The organism is Actinoplanes aureus (genome assembly GCF_015704865.1).
Lineage (GTDB): Bacteria > Actinomycetota > Actinomycetes > Mycobacteriales > Micromonosporaceae > Actinoplanes > Actinoplanes aureus.
Map to the genome: position 1 here is coordinate 171,079 of NZ_JADQTO010000019.1, position 17,268 is coordinate 188,346.

General features: G+C 71.1%; 19 protein-coding genes. 15 read left to right on the top strand and 4 right to left on the bottom strand.

Going from position 1 to position 17,268, the window contains the following annotated elements:
- Nucleotides 1-23 precede the first annotated feature (23 nt).
- Nucleotides 24-617: a TetR/AcrR family transcriptional regulator gene (locus I4J89_RS33165; protein ID WP_196418085.1), complete on the top strand. Its 594-nt coding sequence runs from the start codon at nucleotides 24-26 to the stop codon at nucleotides 615-617.
- Here the strand turns inward: I4J89_RS33165 and speB are convergent.
- The gene (gene speB / locus I4J89_RS33170) at nucleotides 588-1,616 is read right to left on the bottom strand and encodes an agmatinase (protein WP_196418086.1); all 1,029 of its coding nucleotides are present in this window, start codon (nucleotides 1,614-1,616) and stop codon (nucleotides 588-590) included. The genes I4J89_RS33165 and speB overlap by 30 nt on opposite strands.
- Nucleotides 1,617-1,768: 152 nt before the next feature.
- On the opposite strand from speB, the gene I4J89_RS33175 reads away from it, so the two are divergent.
- The 5 genes from I4J89_RS33175 (at nucleotide 1,769) to I4J89_RS33195 (ending at nucleotide 5,358) form a co-directional block, all read left to right on the top strand.
- Nucleotides 1,769-2,200, top strand: coding sequence for a type II toxin-antitoxin system PemK/MazF family toxin (locus tag I4J89_RS33175; RefSeq protein WP_373688180.1), 432 nt, complete (start codon nucleotides 1,769-1,771; stop codon nucleotides 2,198-2,200).
- Between the two features lie 75 nt (nucleotides 2,201-2,275).
- A complete protein-coding gene (locus tag I4J89_RS33180) occupies nucleotides 2,276-2,848 on the top strand; it encodes a hypothetical protein (protein ID WP_196418088.1) in 573 nt (190 codons plus the stop codon).
- A gap of 16 nt (nucleotides 2,849-2,864) precedes the next feature.
- A complete protein-coding gene (locus I4J89_RS33185) occupies nucleotides 2,865-3,515 on the top strand; it encodes an adenylate kinase family protein (protein ID WP_196418089.1) in 651 nt (216 codons plus the stop codon).
- Nucleotides 3,516-3,517: 2 nt separating this feature from the next.
- A complete protein-coding gene (locus I4J89_RS33190; RefSeq protein WP_309238572.1) occupies nucleotides 3,518-4,696 on the top strand; it encodes a sensor histidine kinase in 1,179 nt (392 codons plus the stop codon).
- Nucleotides 4,693-5,358, top strand: a complete 666-nt coding sequence (locus I4J89_RS33195; RefSeq protein ID WP_196418090.1) for a response regulator — start codon at nucleotides 4,693-4,695, stop codon at nucleotides 5,356-5,358. The genes I4J89_RS33190 and I4J89_RS33195 overlap by 4 nt, the downstream gene beginning before the upstream one ends.
- Here the strand turns inward: I4J89_RS33195 and I4J89_RS33200 are convergent.
- Nucleotides 5,355-6,797: a multicopper oxidase family protein gene (locus I4J89_RS33200; protein ID WP_230859994.1), complete on the bottom strand. Its 1,443-nt coding sequence runs from the start codon at nucleotides 6,795-6,797 to the stop codon at nucleotides 5,355-5,357. The two genes, I4J89_RS33195 and I4J89_RS33200, sit on opposite strands and share 4 nt — an antisense overlap.
- Before the next feature lie 374 nt (nucleotides 6,798-7,171).
- Between I4J89_RS33200 and I4J89_RS33205 the strand changes: the two genes are divergently transcribed.
- The 8 genes from I4J89_RS33205 (at nucleotide 7,172) to ptsP (ending at nucleotide 14,088) form a co-directional block, all read left to right on the top strand.
- On the top strand, nucleotides 7,172-7,933 hold the full coding sequence (locus tag I4J89_RS33205; protein ID WP_196418092.1) for a DeoR/GlpR family DNA-binding transcription regulator: 762 nt from the start codon (nucleotides 7,172-7,174) through the stop codon (nucleotides 7,931-7,933).
- Nucleotides 7,930-8,871: a 1-phosphofructokinase family hexose kinase gene (locus I4J89_RS33210; protein ID WP_196418093.1), complete on the top strand. Its 942-nt coding sequence runs from the start codon at nucleotides 7,930-7,932 to the stop codon at nucleotides 8,869-8,871. The genes I4J89_RS33205 and I4J89_RS33210 overlap by 4 nt, the downstream gene beginning before the upstream one ends.
- A gap of 306 nt (nucleotides 8,872-9,177) precedes the next feature.
- Entirely contained in the window at nucleotides 9,178-10,350 is a 1,173-nt protein-coding gene (gene mtlA, locus I4J89_RS33215; RefSeq protein WP_196418110.1) for a mannitol-specific PTS transporter subunit IIC, read from the top strand.
- Between the two features lie 13 nt (nucleotides 10,351-10,363).
- Nucleotides 10,364-10,672, top strand: a complete 309-nt coding sequence (locus I4J89_RS33220) for a PTS sugar transporter subunit IIBC family protein (protein WP_196418094.1) — start codon at nucleotides 10,364-10,366, stop codon at nucleotides 10,670-10,672.
- Nucleotides 10,665-11,108 carry a PTS mannitol transporter subunit IIA gene (locus I4J89_RS33225; protein ID WP_196418095.1) on the top strand — a complete coding sequence of 148 codons (444 nt, stop codon included), beginning with the start codon at nucleotides 10,665-10,667 and terminating at the stop codon, nucleotides 11,106-11,108. The genes I4J89_RS33220 and I4J89_RS33225 overlap by 8 nt, the downstream gene beginning before the upstream one ends.
- Nucleotides 11,105-12,145 carry a zinc-dependent dehydrogenase gene (locus tag I4J89_RS33230; RefSeq protein WP_196418096.1) on the top strand — a complete coding sequence of 347 codons (1,041 nt, stop codon included), beginning with the start codon at nucleotides 11,105-11,107 and terminating at the stop codon, nucleotides 12,143-12,145. The genes I4J89_RS33225 and I4J89_RS33230 overlap by 4 nt, the downstream gene beginning before the upstream one ends.
- Nucleotides 12,146-12,158: 13 nt before the next feature.
- Entirely contained in the window at nucleotides 12,159-12,443 is a 285-nt protein-coding gene (locus tag I4J89_RS33235) for an HPr family phosphocarrier protein (RefSeq protein ID WP_196418097.1), read from the top strand.
- Nucleotides 12,436-14,088 carry a phosphoenolpyruvate--protein phosphotransferase gene (gene ptsP / locus I4J89_RS33240; RefSeq protein WP_196418098.1) on the top strand — a complete coding sequence of 551 codons (1,653 nt, stop codon included), beginning with the start codon at nucleotides 12,436-12,438 and terminating at the stop codon, nucleotides 14,086-14,088. Before I4J89_RS33235 ends, ptsP begins: the two co-directional genes overlap by 8 nt.
- Before the next feature lie 58 nt (nucleotides 14,089-14,146).
- Here the strand turns inward: ptsP and I4J89_RS33245 are convergent, their stop codons facing one another.
- Nucleotides 14,147-14,611, bottom strand: coding sequence for a hypothetical protein (locus tag I4J89_RS33245; RefSeq protein ID WP_196418099.1), 465 nt, complete (start codon nucleotides 14,609-14,611; stop codon nucleotides 14,147-14,149).
- 54 nt (nucleotides 14,612-14,665) lie between these two features.
- Nucleotides 14,666-15,448, bottom strand: a complete 783-nt coding sequence (locus I4J89_RS33250; protein WP_196418100.1) for a polyphosphate kinase 2 family protein — start codon at nucleotides 15,446-15,448, stop codon at nucleotides 14,666-14,668.
- Between the two features lie 60 nt (nucleotides 15,449-15,508).
- Between I4J89_RS33250 and tyrS the strand changes: the two genes are divergently transcribed.
- Nucleotides 15,509-16,765 carry a tyrosine--tRNA ligase gene (gene tyrS / locus I4J89_RS33255; protein WP_196418101.1) on the top strand — a complete coding sequence of 419 codons (1,257 nt, stop codon included), beginning with the start codon at nucleotides 15,509-15,511 and terminating at the stop codon, nucleotides 16,763-16,765.
- Nucleotides 16,766-17,268: the final 503 nt, after the last annotated feature.

Below are 17,268 nucleotides of genomic sequence, written 5' to 3' on the forward strand. Positions count from 1 at the left end.
AGCCGCAATGATAAAAATGCCCGGTGACCGAGCGGCGTTCCGCGCACCGGCGGACCGAGGTGCTCTCGGCCGCTGGTGAGGTGGTTGCCGCCCGCGGCGCGGACGGGACCCGCTTCACCGACGTGACGGCCGCGACCGGCGTGGGCGTCTCCACGCTCCAGTACTACTTCGGCACCCGCGAGGACATGCTGATCGCCGTCTTCCGGCACGCCGCGCAGCGCGATTTCGACATCGTCGGCGAGCGCCTGGCGGCGCTCACCGATCCGTGGGAACGGCTGCTCGTCATCGCCGGCCATCTGACCGGCGCGGTCGGCAGTGAGACAGCCTGGCGGCTGTGGGTGGAGAGCTGGCGCTGGGCGTTGCGGGATTCCGGGGTACGCGCGGACGTGCTCGGCGACTACCGCCGGTGGCACGAGCTGATCGCCGCGGAGATCACCGCCGGCGGGTTCGGCGGTACGGCCCCGCCGATGGACACCGCCCGGCTGATTCTCGCGTTGATCGACGGGCTGGCGCTGCCGGTGGCGCTCGGCGACCCGGGACTGGCCCGGGCCGCCGCACGGGATCTGCTCGCCGACGGCCTGGCCCGGCTACTCGGACGTCGTACCCCGCCCCTGTAGTAGCGGCGTCGAGCGCCGCCACCGCGGCCCGTCGCCGTCCTTGCGCCGGCGGGCCATCCCGGAGAGCGCTTCGAGGACCACCCGGTTGCCGAGCATGGCGGTGATCTCGGCGTGGTCGAACGGCGGCGACACCTCGACGATGTCCATGCCGACCACCGGCAGTTCGTGGCAGATCCGCGAGACGCTGTCGAGCAGCTGCCGGGCGGTGAAGCCGCCCGGCTCCGGGGTGCCGGTGCCGGGTGCGTGGCCGGGGTCGCAGACGTCGATGTCGACCGAGAGGAAGACCCCGTCGCAGCCGTCCAGGGCGATCTCGAACGCGCTGTCGAGGACCGCGTCCAGGCCGCGCTCGACGATCTCGCTCATGTGGAACGAGTTCATCCGCTGGTCGGCCATCCAGTCCAGCACGTCCGGGCCGGGCCAGTAGCCACGCAGGCCGAGCTGGAGGAACCGGTCACCGCGGACCGCGCCGGACTCGATGAGCCGGCGCATCGGCTGGCCGTGGCCGTAGAGCGAGCCGAACTCGATGTCGCCGGTGTCGGCGTGCGCGTCGAAGTGAATGACCGAGATCCGGCCCTTGCCGTGGGTACGCGACACCCCGGTGACGTCCGGCCAGGTGACGGTGTGGTCGCCGCCGAGGATCAGCGGGATCGCCCCGTGACCGGAGATGAACGCCACGGCGTCCTCGATGGTCCGGCAGCTGCGCTCGATCTCCCCACTGAACACCTCGAGGTCGCCGGCGTCCTTGACGGTGAGGTCGGCCCCGAGCGCGTCGACGCGCATCGCCAGGTGTGGCCGGGAACTGTCGTGGGCGAGGTAGTCGGTCCCCCGGATCACCTGCGGGCCGAACCGGGCGCCGGGGCGGTGGGAGGTACCGCCGTCGAACGGGGCACCGATGATCACGACGTCGGCGTCGGCGTACGTCTGCGGTTCCTGCCAGTCACAGGCCGGAACACCGAGGAACGTGTAGTCCGGTCCGAACATCGGTCCATATCGGGTCATGCTCGTCATCCTTCCCGGCTTGCGGGGCCGGGGTGGACTGTATCGTCGTACTGTACGGCCGTACAGCAAGATCCGGCCTGTAGGGTGCGGCGGTGTTCGAAATCGTGACCTCGTTCCTCCGGCGCCTGGCGGGTGCGCCGGACCGGCTTCCGGTGATCGAGCAGGACGCCGGCGTCCAGCCCGAGACCGTGCCGGCTCAGTCCGCGACGAGGCGGCCGGCCCGGCATCTCGCGTACGACCCCAACCTGGACGGTGACGCCGACCCGGGCGAGATCGTCTGGACCTGGGTGCCCTACGAGGACGACCCCGCCCGGGGCAAGGACCGTCCCGTCCTGGTGGTCGGCCGCGACGGGCGTACGCTGCTCGGCCTGATGCTTTCCAGCCAGAACGACCGCGACGGCCAGCGGCACTGGCTGGCTCTCGGCCCCGGCGACTGGGACCGGTCCGCCCGTCCCAGCTGGATCCGCCTGGATAGGGTGGTCGAGGTCGAGGAGGACGGCATCCGGCGCGAGGGCGCGATCTTGGACCGGACCCGCTTCGACCGGGTGGCGACGATCCTGCGCCGCGACTACGGCTGGCCGTGACCCGCGTCTCCCGACCCGCCCAGGGAATGGGCGTAACCGGACAGTCCTCGGCGTACGCCGGATAGCGTTGCGGACATGGATGTGGACGTCATGGCCGGGTTCGGTGGCAAACAGGCCTGGCTCGCCGTCGCCGGCGGCGAGCCGGACGCCGTTCTGCAGGCGCTCGGCCTGCGTGATCTCGGCTCGGTGTCCTGGCGGGACGGCCTGGACCTGGCGCACCTCACCGACGACCGGGTGGCGATCACCCCACCGCTGCCCGGCGCCCGGGACACCCGCTGGCTGCTCGCGGTCGGTCGCCGGTTGATGCAGACCCCGCCGGACGTGGTCGCGCTTTCCGCGGAGCTGGGCACCGAGGTGCAATACTTCGCCACGCATCGAGTCACCGAGCTGCATCGATGGCAGCGGGCGGCTCGCGGTGACCTGGTCCGCGCCTTCGGGTATGTGGGACAGACCGGTGAGGTCACGTCGTGGTTCGGCGAGCCCGACCCGGCGGAACGCGACGCCGGGCTGCCCGACGAGCTCGACCCGGAGGCCACCGTGCTGGTCGCCGAGCGGGACGTGTTCCGGGTGGCCGGTGCCTGGAGCATCGACCCGACCACGTTGACCGGAATACCGCCCGGCCCGCTGCGGATGGGCGCGGCCGACTAGCCATTTCGGAGGCCACATGCGCAAGTACGTGATCATGGGCGTGCAGGGCAGCGGCAAGGGCACCCAGAGCCAGATGCTGCGCGACGACCTCGACCTGGTGCACATCAGCGTCGGCGACATCTTCCGCTGGCACGTCCGCAACCACACCAAGATCGGCGCACAGGTCCGCCGGATCATGGCGGCCGGCGATCTGGTCGGCGACGACCTGGTGGAGGACGTGGTCCGCCGCCGCCTCGACGACCACGACTGGAACTTCGGTTTCATCATCGACGGCTTCCCGCGCAACGGCCGGCAGGCCGAGTTCTTCATGGAGAGCTACGACATCGACGCGGTCATCCACCTGCAGCTGACCGACGAAGAGGTACGCCGGCGCGTGCTCAGCCGCCGCCTCTGCCCGAACTGCGGCATGGACTACAACCTGATCGCCGACCGGCCCGAGGAGGAGGGCCGCTGCGACATCTGCGGCCACGAGCTGGTCACCCGGGCCGACGACACTCCCGAGGCGCTCGAGGCCCGGCTGCGCGACTACCACGAGAAGACCCGCCCGGTGCTGGAGCTGTTCCGGCGCAAGGAGGTCGTGCACGACGTCGACGGCCGCCCGCCGCTGGAAGAGGTCCAGCAGGCGATCCGCAAGACCCTCGGCCTACCGGCCTACCGCACCCGGTAGCCGTGCCGATCACCCGGCGGGACGTGCTGCTCGTCGCGGCCCTGCTGGCCGTCGACGTGCTGGTGCCGGCCCTCGGCGGCGACGGCTGGCCGGGCCCGGCCGGTTGGGCGCTGTTGGTCGCCGGGGCCGCGCCGCTGGCCGTACGCGACCGGTTTCCAGCGGCCGCGCTCGCGGTGAGCGGCGCGGCGGCGGTCGCCTACTACACGTCGGGCTTTCCCGACACGCCGATGGCGCTCGGCTTCGTCATCGCCCTGTACACGGTCGCCCGCGATCGCAGCAGGATAATGACCGCCGCTGGTGCGCTCGCCCTGCTGGCGGCCTTTCCCGCCGTCTCCCTGATCCGGGAGGGCCCGGCCGGTGTGCGCGTGGACGAGATCGCCGGGGTCGGCGCGATCCTGCTGGCCGCGGTCGCGGCGGGCGAGGTGGCGCGGACCCGGCGGGTACGGGTACGGCTCGCCGAGGAACGAGCCGCGGAGGCCGAGGCCGGGCGGGTGGCCGAAGGTGCCCGGCGAGCGGCCGAGGAGCGGCTGCGGATCGCCCGGGAACTGCACGACGTGCTGGCTCACCAGATCTCGCTGATCAGCGTGCAGGCCGGGGCGGCACTGCACCGCCGGGACGCGGAGCAGGCGTTCTCCGCCCTGACCGCGATCCGGGCGGCGAGCAAGGACGCCCTGCGGGAGATGCGCGAGGTTCTGGGCGTGCTGCGCGGGGCGGACGCCTCCTTGGCCCGCCTGCCGGAGCTCGTGGCGCAGACCCGGTCCGCCGGCCTGGCGGTGGAGCTGACCGGGGAGCCGCCGGCGCTGCCGCCGGCGGCGGACGCGGCGGCGTACCGGATCGTGCAGGAGGCGCTGACCAACGCGATGCGGCACTCCGGCGCCCGCCGCGTCCGCATCGACGTACGGGAGAACGGTGACGACGTGGTGATCACCATCGTGGACGACGGATCCGGCCGCCCGCGCGGCCCGGCAAGCGTGGACGACGGATCTGGCCGCCGGCGCCGCCCGGCAAGCGCGGACGACGGATCTGGCCGCCCGGCCGGCCCGGAGACCGTGGACGACGGGAACGGGCTGCGCGGGATGGCCGAGCGGGCCGCCGCGGTGGGCGGCAGCGTGACCACCGGCTCCGGCCCGGACGGCGGCTTCCGGGTCGAGGCGCGCCTGCCGAGGACGGCTCCCGCATGATCCGGGTCCTGCTCGCCGACGACCAGACGCTGGTCCGCGCCGGATTCCGGACGATCCTGGACGGCGAACCGGGCCTCCGGGTGGTGGCCGAGGCGGCGGACGGCCTGGAGGCGGTACGCCTGGCCGGGGCGGAGCGGCCGGACGTCGTGCTGATGGACGTACGCATGCCGCATCTCGACGGCCTCGAGGCCACCCGGCGGATCGCCGCGGACCCCGGCCTGAGCCGGACCAGGATCGTCATCCTCACCACGTTCGAGCTCGACGAATACGTGTACGGCGCGCTGCGAGCCGGGGCGAGCGGATTCCTGCTCAAGGACGCCGAACCCGCCGAGCTGATCCACTGCGTACGCGTGGTGGCCCGCGGCGAGGCCCTGCTCGCGCCCTCGGTGACCCGCCGGCTGATCGCCGAGGTGGCGTCCCGGGCCGTCCCGCCGCAGCCTCCACCGGAGGCGGCCGCACTGACCGCCCGGGAGGCCGAGATCGCCGACCTGATCGCGGCCGGGCTGTCCAACGAGGAGATCGCCGGACGGCTGGGCATCAGTCACGCCACCGCCAAGACGCACGCCGGCCGGATCCTCGGCAAGCTGGGCCTGCGGGACCGGGCGCAGCTGGTGGTGTGGGCGTACGAGTCGGGCCGGGTCCGGCCGGGCTGGCTGGGCTAGCGGTGGTGCCCGGCGTGCGAGACGGTCCGCGGCGCCCACGACTCGGTGCCCGGCGGCACGACCGTGAACTGGCCCATCATCCCGTCGTCCTCGTGGCGCAGGATGTGGCAGTGGTACATGTACGGCGTCGCCGCGTCGGTGTGCCGGTCGAACTCCACGGCCAGCCGGGCGGTCTTCTTGGGCGGCAGGTACACGGTGTCCTTGCGGCCGGCCTGCCACGCCGGCGGGGGTGTGCCGTCCACGTCGAGCACGGTGAAGTCGACGCCGTGGATGTGGAAGTTGTGGGCGTACACGGCGTTCCGCACCTCCCAGATCTCCCGGGCACCGGCCGGCACCACCTCGTCGACGCGGTTCATGTCCATCTCCCGGTCGTTGATCTCGTCGTGGCCGCTGAGCTTGAATCGGCGTACCCGTGCGCCGGCCGGCACCGCCACCGGCCCGGCTCCCGGAAGCCGGTCAGGCAGCGCCGGTGACCGGCTGAGGTCTGCCGCGGCGCTGATCCGCAGGATCTGATGGTTGCCGTCGTCCACGTCGTCGTCACCGGCGAAGCCGCGCAGGACGGCCGGCTCGCCCGGGGCGAAGGCGACCACGATCTCGGCGCGTTCGCCGGGGCTGAGGGTGATCCGGGCGGTGGCGGCGGGCGCGGTCAGCAGGCCGGCGTCGCCGGCGACCACGTGGAACTCCCGCCCGTCGGCGAAGCCGAGGTGGTAGACCCGGGCGTTCGACCCGTTGAGCAGGCGGAACCGCACCAGCGTGGTGTACACCTCCAGCTGCGCCCCGAGGGTGCCGTTGACCAGGATGTCGTCGCCCATCAGGCCGAACGTGGGCCGTTTGTCGTGCTCCATCTCGCCGTCGTCGCCGATGACCCGGTCCTGGATGACGAGCGGGATGTCGTCGTGGCCGTAGCGGGCGGGCAGTCCCGCGTCGTCCGCGATGATGATCATTCCGGCGAGCCCGCGCCAGACGTGGTCCGCGGTCTCCCCGTGCGGGTGCGGGTGGTACCAGAGGGTCGCAGCCGGTTGATCGACACGCCACTGCGGACTCCAGGTGCCTCCGGTCGCGATCGTCTGGTGCGGCCCGCCGTCCATCCGGGCCGGGAGCCGCATGCCGTGCCAGTGCAGCGTGCTCGGCTGCGGGAGCTGATTGCGTACGTCCATCGCCACCAGATCACCGCGCCGCATGCGCAGTGTGGGCCCGAGGTAGGAACCGTTGATGCCCCAGGTCTCGGCGGGTTTGCCGGTCAGGAACTCGGTGTGGCCGGTCCGCAGGGTGAGAGGGAAGCGCCGGACCCCGTCGGCGCCGGGGCGGGGGTCGCGCAGTGGCGGGATCCGCAGCCGGTTCTCGGCTCGCGGGCGGCGCATCTCCGTGCTTCCGGTGGGCGCGCACGCGGCGGCGGCACCGGTGAGGACGGCGAGCGTGAGCAGGGAGCGACGTCTCATGACCACGAGCCTCCGGTCCTGCGACGGACCCCGCATCGGGGACAGACCCGGACCTTGAGCACCGTCTGTGAGCTGCGGTTATGCCGGGCGAGCAGCATGCGTGTACCGCTGCGGAGGTACGCCGGCGCGGCGGCGTCATCCTTTGGCGTATGTGGCCGCGCCAGATCGGGAAACCCACACAACCGGGCATCCGCGCCCGGGATTCCCACATTTGCAGAGCTCTATCACTATGCTGCGTCAAGCGTCCGATATGGCCCGACGTGGGGTTCCGGATCTTCGTGTAAGGAGATCGAAATCTCGGTGACATATTGCGTTCGGGCAGAAGCGGGCGTAAACAAAGACAAAGCCAAAACGAGTCGGGCGGTGAGCAACAGATGTACGCGGAGGAACGCCAGCAGGAGATAGTGCGACGAGCCCGTGCCGAGGGCCGGGTGGACGTCGTCGCGCTGGCCGACACCTTCGGCGTCACCGCCGAGACGATCCGCCGCGACCTGACCGTGCTGGAGCGGGCCGGCGTGCTGCGGCGGGTGCACGGCGGCGCCATCCCGGTGGAGCGGCTCGGGTTCGAACCGGCCCTCGCCACCCGAGATGCCGTGCTGATCAGCGAGAAGGAGCGGATCGCCAAGGCGGCCCTGGCCGAGGTGCCGGAGGACGGGGCGATCATCCTGGACGCCGGGACCACCACCGCCCGTCTCGCCCAGCTGTTGCCGGCCGACCGCGAGCTCACCGTGGTGGTGAACTCGCCGGTGCTGGCCGCGACGCTCGGCCTCAAGCCCAACCTCACCGTCCTGCTGCTCGGCGGCCGGGTCCGGGGCAAGACCCTGGCCACGGTGGACGACTGGGCGTTGCGGCCGCTGGCCGAGATGTACGTCGACGTCGCGTTCATGGGCACCAACGGATGCACCGTCGAGCGCGGCATGACCACTCCGGACCCGGCCGAGGCGGCGGTCAAACGCGCGATGATCGCCGCCGCACGCCGGGTCGTGCTCCTCGCCGACCACACCAAGATCGGCAACGACTATCTGGCCCGCTTCGGCGGACTCGCCGACCTGGACCTGCTGATCACCGACAACGGCCTCGACGGCGAGCTCGCCGGTGAGGTCGAGGCCGCCGGCGTCCGGGTGGTCCGCGCATGATCCTCACCGTCACCCTCAACCCGAGCGTCGACCGGGCCCTCGAGGTCGACGCGCTGGTCCGCGGCGAGGTGCTGCGGGCCGGCGACTCGCACATCGACCCCGGTGGCAAGGGCGTCAACGTCACCCGGGCGCTGCTGGTCAACGGCGTCCGCTCCACCGCGGTGGTGCCGACCGGCGGTGCGGAGGGTGACCAGCTCGTCGACCTGCTCAAGGGCGAGGGAGTCGACATGCTGGCCGTACCGATCGCCGGCCGGACCCGCTCCAACATCACCCTCGCCGAGCCGGACGGCACCGTCACAAAGATCAACGAGGTCGGCCCGCTGCTATCCGATGCCGAGTTCGCCCAGATCAGCGACGCGGTGCTGGCGGCCGCGGGTGCCGCCGACTGGGTGGTCATCTGCGGCAGCCTCCCGCCCGGGCCGAGCATCGCGGCCTTCACCGACCTGTGCGAGCGGCTGGTCACGGCCGGCACCCGGCTCGCCGTGGACAGCAGCGGCCCGGCCCTGCTGGCCGGCGTCGCGGCGGGCGCGGCCCTGGTCAAACCCAACCGGGAAGAACTGGCCGAGGCGGTCGGCGCCGAGCTTCGCACGCTCGGCGACGTCATCGAGGCCTGCGAACAGCTGCGCAAGGCCGGCGCCGGCTCGGTATTGGCCAGCCTCGGCGCCGACGGCGCGGTCCTCGTCGACGAGACCGGCGTGCTGACCGGCACCTCCGCGGTGAGCGTGCCGCGCAGCACGGTCGGCGCCGGCGACGCCCTGCTGGCCGGCTTCCTCTCCGCCGGGGCGCGCGGCGCTGGCGCGCTGATCGAGGGCCTGGCCTGGGGCGCGGCCGCGGTCAGCCTGCCGGGCAGCCGGATGCCCGGCCCGGGAGACCTCGACCGTGCGCATATTCAGCTCCATCCCAGCCCCGACCCACGACGACCCCTCCAGCGCGACTGACCGCCCCGCCCCGCCGGGCCGCGACCGCCCCGCCCGCTCCGCCGGCCCGCTCCGCCGGCCCGGCTCCGCCAGCCCGCCGCGACTACCGCCCGCCCGAACGGAACCAACCGTTCCGTTCCGATAGGAACCGACCAACCCAGCAAGCGCTTCACCCCGCCCGTCCGCTGCCGCATTCGAGCCCACCACTCCAGCGCGCTCCCCGGACGAAGCGATCAGCACACCCAAAAACAAACGGAAATACACCCTTTTACCCGTACACATCGGGATGAGCCGTACTCGGACCCGAGCCAACGAAATGGAGATCCCCTGATGGCTTCTTCATATACCCCTGAGGTCACCGGAACCGGCTTCAAGGCCCGGGTCCAGAAGATCGGTGGCTACCTCGCCGGCATGGTGATGCCCAACATCGGCGCGCTGATCGCCTGGGGCCTGATCACCGCCCTCTTCATCCCGGTCGGCTGGACGCCGAACGAGAACCTGGCCGAGCTCGTCGACCCGATGATCAAATACCTGCTCCCGGTCCTGATCGGCTACACCGGCGGCCGGATGGTGCACGGCCAGCGCGGCGCGGTCGTCGGTGCGGTCGCCACCATGGGCGTCGTCGTCGGTGCGGAAGTGCCGATGTTCCTCGGCGCGATGATCATCGGCCCGCTCGCCGCCTACGTCCTGCGGCTCTTCGACAACGCGATCGACGGCAAGATCAAGCCCGGCTTCGAGATGCTCGTCGACAACTTCTCGGCCGGCATCATCGGCGCCGCCTTCGCCATCCTCGGCAAGCTCAGCATCGGCCCGATCGTCGACGGGCTCACCAAGGCGGCCGGCAACGGCGTCGACTGGCTGCTCGATCACAGCCTGATGCCGCTGGTGTCGGTGCTCGTCGAGCCGGCCAAGGTGCTGTTCATGAACAACGCCATCAACCACGGCGTGTTCGGCCCGCTCGGCGTGCAGCAGGTGGCGGAGCAGGGCAAGTCCATTCTGTTCATGATCGAGTCGAACCCCGGCCCCGGTCTGGGCCTGCTCGCCGCGTACCTCTTCTTCGGACCGAAGTCGCTGCGCCCGACCACCCCGGCCGCGATGATCATCCACTTCTTCGGCGGCATCCACGAGATCTACTTCCCGTACGTGCTGATGAAGCCCCGCCTGATCCTCGCCATGATCGCCGGTGGCATGGCCGGCGTCGCCACCTTCATGATCACCGGAACCGGCACCGTCGCCACCCCCGCCCCGGGCAGCATCTTCGCCTTCGCCGCGGTCACCGCGAAGGGCGGCTACTTCGGCATGATCCTCGGCGTCGTGATCGCCGCCGCGGTCACCTTCGGGGTCGCCTCGCTGCTGCTGGGCTTCGGCAAGCTCAAGTCCGACCAGGAGGACGTGGCCGCCGAAGAGGTCGCCGAGGCCGAGCTCACCGGCCACGAGGTTCCGCCGCAGCGCACCGCCGAGCCGGTCGGCCCCGAGGACAGCCGCAAGGAAAACGCCTAGTCAGGAGAGCAACATGGCAACCATGAACGGCAAGGACATCCGCAAGCTCGTCGTCGCCTGCGACGCCGGCATGGGCAGCAGCGTGATGCTCGCCAGCACGTTGCGCAAGCAACTCGGCAAGACCGGCGTCACCGTCGAGCACACCCCGGTGAACTCGATCCCCGCCGACGCCGACGTGGTGGTCTGCCACAGCGGCCTGGCCGCGCGGGCCCGCTCGGTGGCACCGGACAAGCCGATCGTGCCGTTCCAGATCTTTCTGGGCGACCCGGCGGTGAACAAGGTGGTCAAGGCGATCCAGCAGGGCACCGACTTCAATGTCTGAGCTGCTGGAGCGCCGGGCGATCCGGCTGGCCGAGAAGGCCGCCGACCGGGACGAGGCGATCCGCCGCTGCGGTGAGACGCTGGTCGAGGTCGGTGCGGTGGAACCGGGGTACGTCGACACGATGCTGGCCCGGGAACGTTCCATCTCCACGTACGTCGGCGAGGGGGTCGCCATCCCGCACGGCACCCTCGGCGGCAAGGAACTGGTGAAGCGGGACGCCCTCGCGGTGCTCCGCTTCCCGGAAGGAGTCGACTGGGGCGGCGAGCCGGTGACGCTCTGCGTCGGCATCGCCGCCGCCGGCGACGGGCACGTCGAACTGCTCGCCGCCCTCGCCGAGATCCTGCTCGACGAGGACCAGGCCCGTGAACTACGCGAGGCCACCGACCCCGGCACCGTCATCCGGCTGCTCGGGAAGATCCAGGAGGACAGTGAATGAAGGTCGTGCGATTCCACGCTCCCGGCGACGTCCGGTTCGAGGACGCGCCGGAGCCCGACGCCGGCCCGGGTGAGGTGAAGATCCGCGTACGGAACTGCTCCACCTGCGGCACCGACGTCAAGATCTCCAAGTTCGGTCACCACCACATCCACCCGCCGCGGGTGATGGGCCACGAGATCGCCGGCGAGATCGTCGAGGTCGGCGACGGCGTCCAGGGCTGGGCGCCCGGCGACCGGGTCCAGGTGATCGCGGCCATCCCCTGTGGTGAGTGCGCCGAGTGCAAGCGCGGCCGGATGACCGTCTGCCCCAACCAGGTGTCGATGGGCTATCACTTCGAGGGCGGCTTCGCCCAGTACATGGTGGTGCCCCGGGAGGTGCTGAAGGTCGACGGCCTGAACCGCATCCCGGACGGCGTCTCGTTCGCCGAGGCCTCGGTGGCCGAGCCGCTGGCCTGCGCCCTGAACGCGCAGAACCTGGCCCGGGTGGGCGACGGCGACGACGTGGTGGTCATCGGCTCCGGGCCGATCGGCTGCCTGCACGTACGGCTGGCCCGCGCCCGCGGCGCCGCCCGGGTGTTCCTGGTCGAGCTCAGCCGGCAGCGTCTCGACATGGCCGCCGACCTGGTCAAACCGGACGCCGCCATCTGCGCGTCGGAGGTCGACCCGGTGGCGGCCGTCCGGGAGCTCACCGACGGCCGTGGCGCGGACGTCATCATCACCGCGGCCGCGTCCGGCAAGGCTCAGGAACAGGCCATCGAGATGGCCGCCCGGCAGGGCCGGATCAGCTTCTTCGGCGGTCTGCCCAAGGACAACCCGACCATCACCTGCGACTCGAACCTAGTGCACTACCGGGAGCTGATGATCGTGGGCGCCAACGGGTCCAGCCCGGCGCACAACGCCGAGGCGCTCAACCTGGTGGCCACCGGCGCGGTGCCGGTCGCCGACCTGATCACCCACCACCTGCCGCTGGATCAGGCGATCGACGCGTTCGGCATCGTCGCGCGCGGCGAGGCCATCAAGGTGACCATCGAGCCGTGAACAGGAGATTCTCATGCCCACGCGTACCGTAGCCGTCGGTTCCGCCAGCGGCTTGCACGCCCGGCCCGCGAAGCTGTTCGTGGAGGCCGCCGCCGCGGCGCCGGTCAAGGTCACCATCCGGGTCGGCGACCGCAAGCCGGTACCGGCGAAGAGCATGCTGTCGGTGCTCGCGCTCGGCGCCAAGCAGGGCACCGAGGTGACCCTCGAGGCTGACGGCGACGGCGCGGACGAGGCCCTGGACGGACTCGCCGCACTGCTGGCCCGCGACCTCGACGCGGAAGAGACCAGCGATGTCTGACCAGCCGGTCAGCCTCTCCGGGATCGGCGTCTGCGCCGGGATCGCCGCCGGTCCGCTGCTGCGGATCGCGGCGGTGCCGGCCCTGCCGCCGCCCACCCCGGTCGCCGACACCGCGGCCGAGGTCGAGCGGGCTCACGCCGCGCTCGCCGAGGTGGTCGCCGACCTGGAACGCCGGGCCGACCGGGCCTCCGACTCGACGATCGAGGGGGTGCTGCGGGCCGAGGCGATGATGGCCGACGACGAGATGCTGCGCGACGGCGTCCGCGAGCACGTCGAGGCCGGCCAGGACGCGGCGCACGCGATCGACGCCGCCTTCGGCAGCTTCCGGGAGGCGTTCGAGGCGGCCGGCGGATACCTGGCCGAACGGGTCGCCGACCTGGACGACCTGCGCGACCGGGCGGTCGCGGTGCTGCTCGGCCTGCCCATGCCGGGCGTGCCGCAGCCGGGGCATCGCTATGTGCTCGCGGCCCGCGACCTGGCGCCGGCGGACACCGCCGACCTCGACCCGGAGCAGGTGGTCGCGTTGGTCACCGAGGTGGGCGGCCCGACCAGCCACACCGCGATCCTGGCCCGGGCGCTGGGTCTGCCCGCGGTCGTGGCCTGCCCCGGCGTGCTGGACCTCGCGGAGGGCACGCTGGTGCTGGTCGACGGCGCCGCGGGGCGCGTCGACGCGGGAATCGACGAGGCCACCGCGGAAACCGCGCGGCAGGGCGCGGTCCAGGCGGCAGCCGCGGTCTCCGGTCACACCGGGCCTGGTCAGACCGCTGATGGGTACGCCGTGAAGCTTTTCGCCAACGTCGGATCGGCGAAGAACGTGCCCGGCGCGGACGAGGTGCACGCCGAGGGGATCGGACTGTTCCGTACCGAGCTGCTCTTCCTCGACCGGGTCCAGGAGCCGACCCTGGCCGAGCAGGTCACCGCGTACCGGGAGGTGTTCACCGCGATGGCCGGCCGCCGTGTGGTGATCCGGACGCTGGACGCCGGCGCCGACAAGCCGCTGCCGTTCCTGAACCAGGAGGGCGAGCCGAACCCGGCGCTGGGCGTACGCGGCCTGCGGGTGGCCCGGCGGCGCCCCCAGGTGCTGACCACCCAGCTGGCCGCCATCGCCGAGGCCCGGTCCGCCACCGGCGCCGACGTCTGGGTGATGGCGCCGATGGTCTCCACGGTCGCCGAGGCCACCGCCTTCGCCGCCGCGGTCCGCGATGCGGGCCTGCCGAAGGCCGGCGTGATGATCGAGGTCCCGGCCGCCGCACTACGAGCCGCCGATCTCCTGAAGGTCGTCGACTTCCTCAGCATCGGCACGAACGACCTGAGCCAGTACACGTTCGCCGCCGACCGGATGTGCGGCGACCTCGCCGATCTGCTCGACCCGTGGCAGCCGGCGCTGCTTCAGCTGATCGGGGTGTGCGGGGCGGCCGGTCGCGCGGTGGGCAAGCCGGTCGGGGTCTGCGGTGAGGCGGCGGCCGACCCGGCGCTGGCCCCGGTGCTGGTCGGACTGGGCGTGACCAGCCTGTCCATGTCACCGCGGGCGTTGCCGGCGGTGCGCGCGTCGCTGGCCGGGCACACCGAGGGCGAGTGCCGGCGACTGGCTGAGCTGGCGGTAGCGGCGCCGGATCCGGCGCAGGCTCGCAAGCTCGTCACTTGAGACGTACGGCCTCCGCCGGCCTCCGCGCGGCCGGTGGAGGCCGTACCCCCCCCCGGGCCTATCCGAAGGGGAAGCCGGGCGGGAAGTTGATGGTGAACGGGACGGGCTTCGGCATGGTCTCCATCCGGTGTACGACCTCCCAGAACACCTTCGGCACCCCCGGCGTGCCCTCGAGGGCGACGACCCGCTTGGTCCTCCCGTTCGCATAGCCCACGGCGACCCGGTACAGATACCGGTCGCAGCAGGTGTTCTTCGGTACGTAGCGCGGGCCCAGCGCGCGGAAGGCCGGGCTCGAGGCGAGCCGGAGCACCTCGGCGGAATGCTTGGTGACACCCCCGGACACCTGGAAGCTCGCTTGGCCGCCCTGCACACCACCGGTGCGGACCACCGAGATGCTGTACGCCCGGGGCGCCGCCTGCTGCGGGACCGCGGCAGCCGCCTGGGCGGTCGCGCCGGTGAGTGCGACGAGGCCCACCAGCAGGGCGCCCAATGGTCGGGACAGAGTAATCCTGCTCCTGGTCATGCCGTCACCGTACCGGTCGTAACCGGACGAATCGGGAGCAAAACGCGGAACGCCTCAGAGTTCGGTAGGTCCGGGATGGTCCGCGGCGTCGAGGTTGAAACCGCGCTTCGTCAGCTTCTTCTCCAGCACGTGGCAGACGTGCTCGACGACGGCGAACCGGGCGTACTGCTTGTCATCGCCGGGAATGACGTGCCAGCGGGCCCGTGGCTGGTCGGTCTTGCCCAGCATGTCCTCGATCGCGGCCTCGTACTCCGGTCGCTTCTTGCGGTTCCGCCAGTCCTCCTCGGTCAGCTTCCACGAGCGCAGCAGATCATTCTGCCGGCTCTCGAAGCGGCGCAGCTGCTCCTCCTCGGACACGTGCATCCAGAACTTGATCAGGATCATGCCCTCGGCGGTGAGCGTCCGCTCGAACTCCACGATCTCGTCGTACGCCCGCTTCCACTGCTCCTTGGTCGCGAAACCCTCGACCCGCTCCACCAGGACCCGGCCGTACCAGGACCGGTCCAGCACCGCCATCCCGCCGCTACCGGGCAGCACGTTCCAGAACCGCTGGAGGAAGTGGTGCCGCTTCTCGTCGTAGGTGGGCGCCGCGAACTGCGCCACCCGTACGTGCCGGGGGTCCAGCGGACCGACCAGCCGTTTGATGGCGCCGCCCTTGCCGGAGGCGTCCCACCCCTCGAAGAGCACGCACAGAGGTGGGCCGATCTTCTTCTCGCCGATCTGCCCGCCGACGATCAACCGCAGCCGGAGCAGGCGCTCCTGCGCCGCCTCCAGCCTCGCCTCGGCCTTCTTCTTGGAGATCTCGATCGGCGGTGTCGCGCTACCCAGGTGACCCATTCGCCTAGCATCCCGAAACCCGCTGTGATCCGCATCAGCGAGTGCGGGACAATTCCGTGCGTGACTCTCGTAGACGACCTGTTGTGGCGCGGACTGATCCAGGACTCGACCGACCCCGACGAGCTGCGCAAGGCACTCGACGGTGGCTCGATCACGTTCTATGTCGGCTTCGACCCCACCGCCGCCTCACTGCACGTCGGTCACCTCATGCAGGTCTGCACCGCTCGCCGGCTCCAGCAGGGCGGCCACAAGCCGCTGCTGCTCGTCGGCGGTGCCACCGGCCAGATCGGTGACCCGCGGGAGTCCAGCGAGCGCAGCCTCAACCCGCCCGAGGTGGTCGAGGGCTGGGTGCAGCGGATCCGTACGCAGCTGTCCCCGTTCGTCACCTACGACGGGGAGAACGCCGCCACCCTGGTGAACAACCTGGACTGGACCGGCCCGACCTCGGTGATCGACTTCCTGCGCGACGTCGGCAAGCACTTCCCGGTGAACAAGATGCTGGCCCGCGACGTGGTGCGTAACCGCCTGGAGTCCGGGATCAGCTTCACCGAGTTCAGCTACCAGCTGCTCCAGTCCAACGACTTCTACCAGCTGCACGTCCGCAACGGCTGCATGCTTCAGTTCGGCGGCTCCGACCAGTGGGGCAACATCACCGCCGGCGTCGACTTCGTGCGCCGCCGGGGCGCCGGTCCGGTGCACGCCTTCGTCACCCCGCTGGTCCTCAAGGCCGACGGCACCAAGTTCGGCAAGACCGAGGGTGGCGCTGTCTGGCTCGATCCGACCATGACCAGCCCGTACTCCTTCTACCAGTTCTGGATCAACAGCGACGACCGCGACGTCGTCCAGTACCTGAAGTACTTCAGCTTCAAGTCCCGCGAGGAGCTGGAGGAACTGGAGAAGGCGACCGCCGAGCGGCCGCAGGCTCGGCTCGCGCAGCGAGCCCTCGCCGAGGAGATCACCGCGCTCGTGCACGGTCCCGAGGAGGCACGGCAGGCCATCGCGGCCAGCCAGGCCCTCTTCGGGCGAGGATCCCTGGAGGAGCTCTCCGCGGACACGTTGCGCGCCGCACTGGCCGAGGCCGGCCTCTTGGAGGTACGGGGTGAGCGTCCGACCGTCGGCAAGCTGCTCCAGGAGTCGGGTCTGGTGGCCAGCGCCAACGAGGCCCGCCGCACCATCAAGGAGGGCGGTGCGTACTTGAACAACGAGCGCATCACCGACAGTGAGGCGGTCGTGCCGGAGTCGGCCCTGCTGCACGGACGATTCCTGGTCCTGCGTCGCGGCAAGCGCACATTCGCCGGCGTCGAGATCGTCGAATAGCCCTCTGACCTGAGCCATCCGACCGCCCCACCCGCCACCCAAGTCTCGACCGAAGGCTCTGCTCGATCATCGGCCCGTTGTGACCCACGTCGCGGCGGGCCGATTTGGCGTCCACGAGCCGGCCATGTAATGTTTTCCGAGCCGCCAGGGAGACGGGCGAGCGAGCGGGACCCGATCCAGGGGCCCGGCGCGGCCGTCCTGACGGAAACCCTAATCTTGACCACGCGATCTCCGATTGTGTGGCCTTGCGGGGTGCCTGCATGTTTTCGGGTTGTTGAATTCGGTTGCGAAACGCGGATTTGACGAAACGGGAACGACGGGTAAAGTAGAGCGAGTGCCCCGGAGGGCGGGCCGCGAAAGCGGTTCGGTTTGATGGTGTGCGGTTGTTCTTTGAGAACTCAACAGGGTGCTTGATAAGCCAGTGCCATTTATGGCAATACCCCGGCCCGTCGTTTAGGCGATGGGTTGAGGATTCCTTTGGCAATCTTTGATTGCCGGGACGC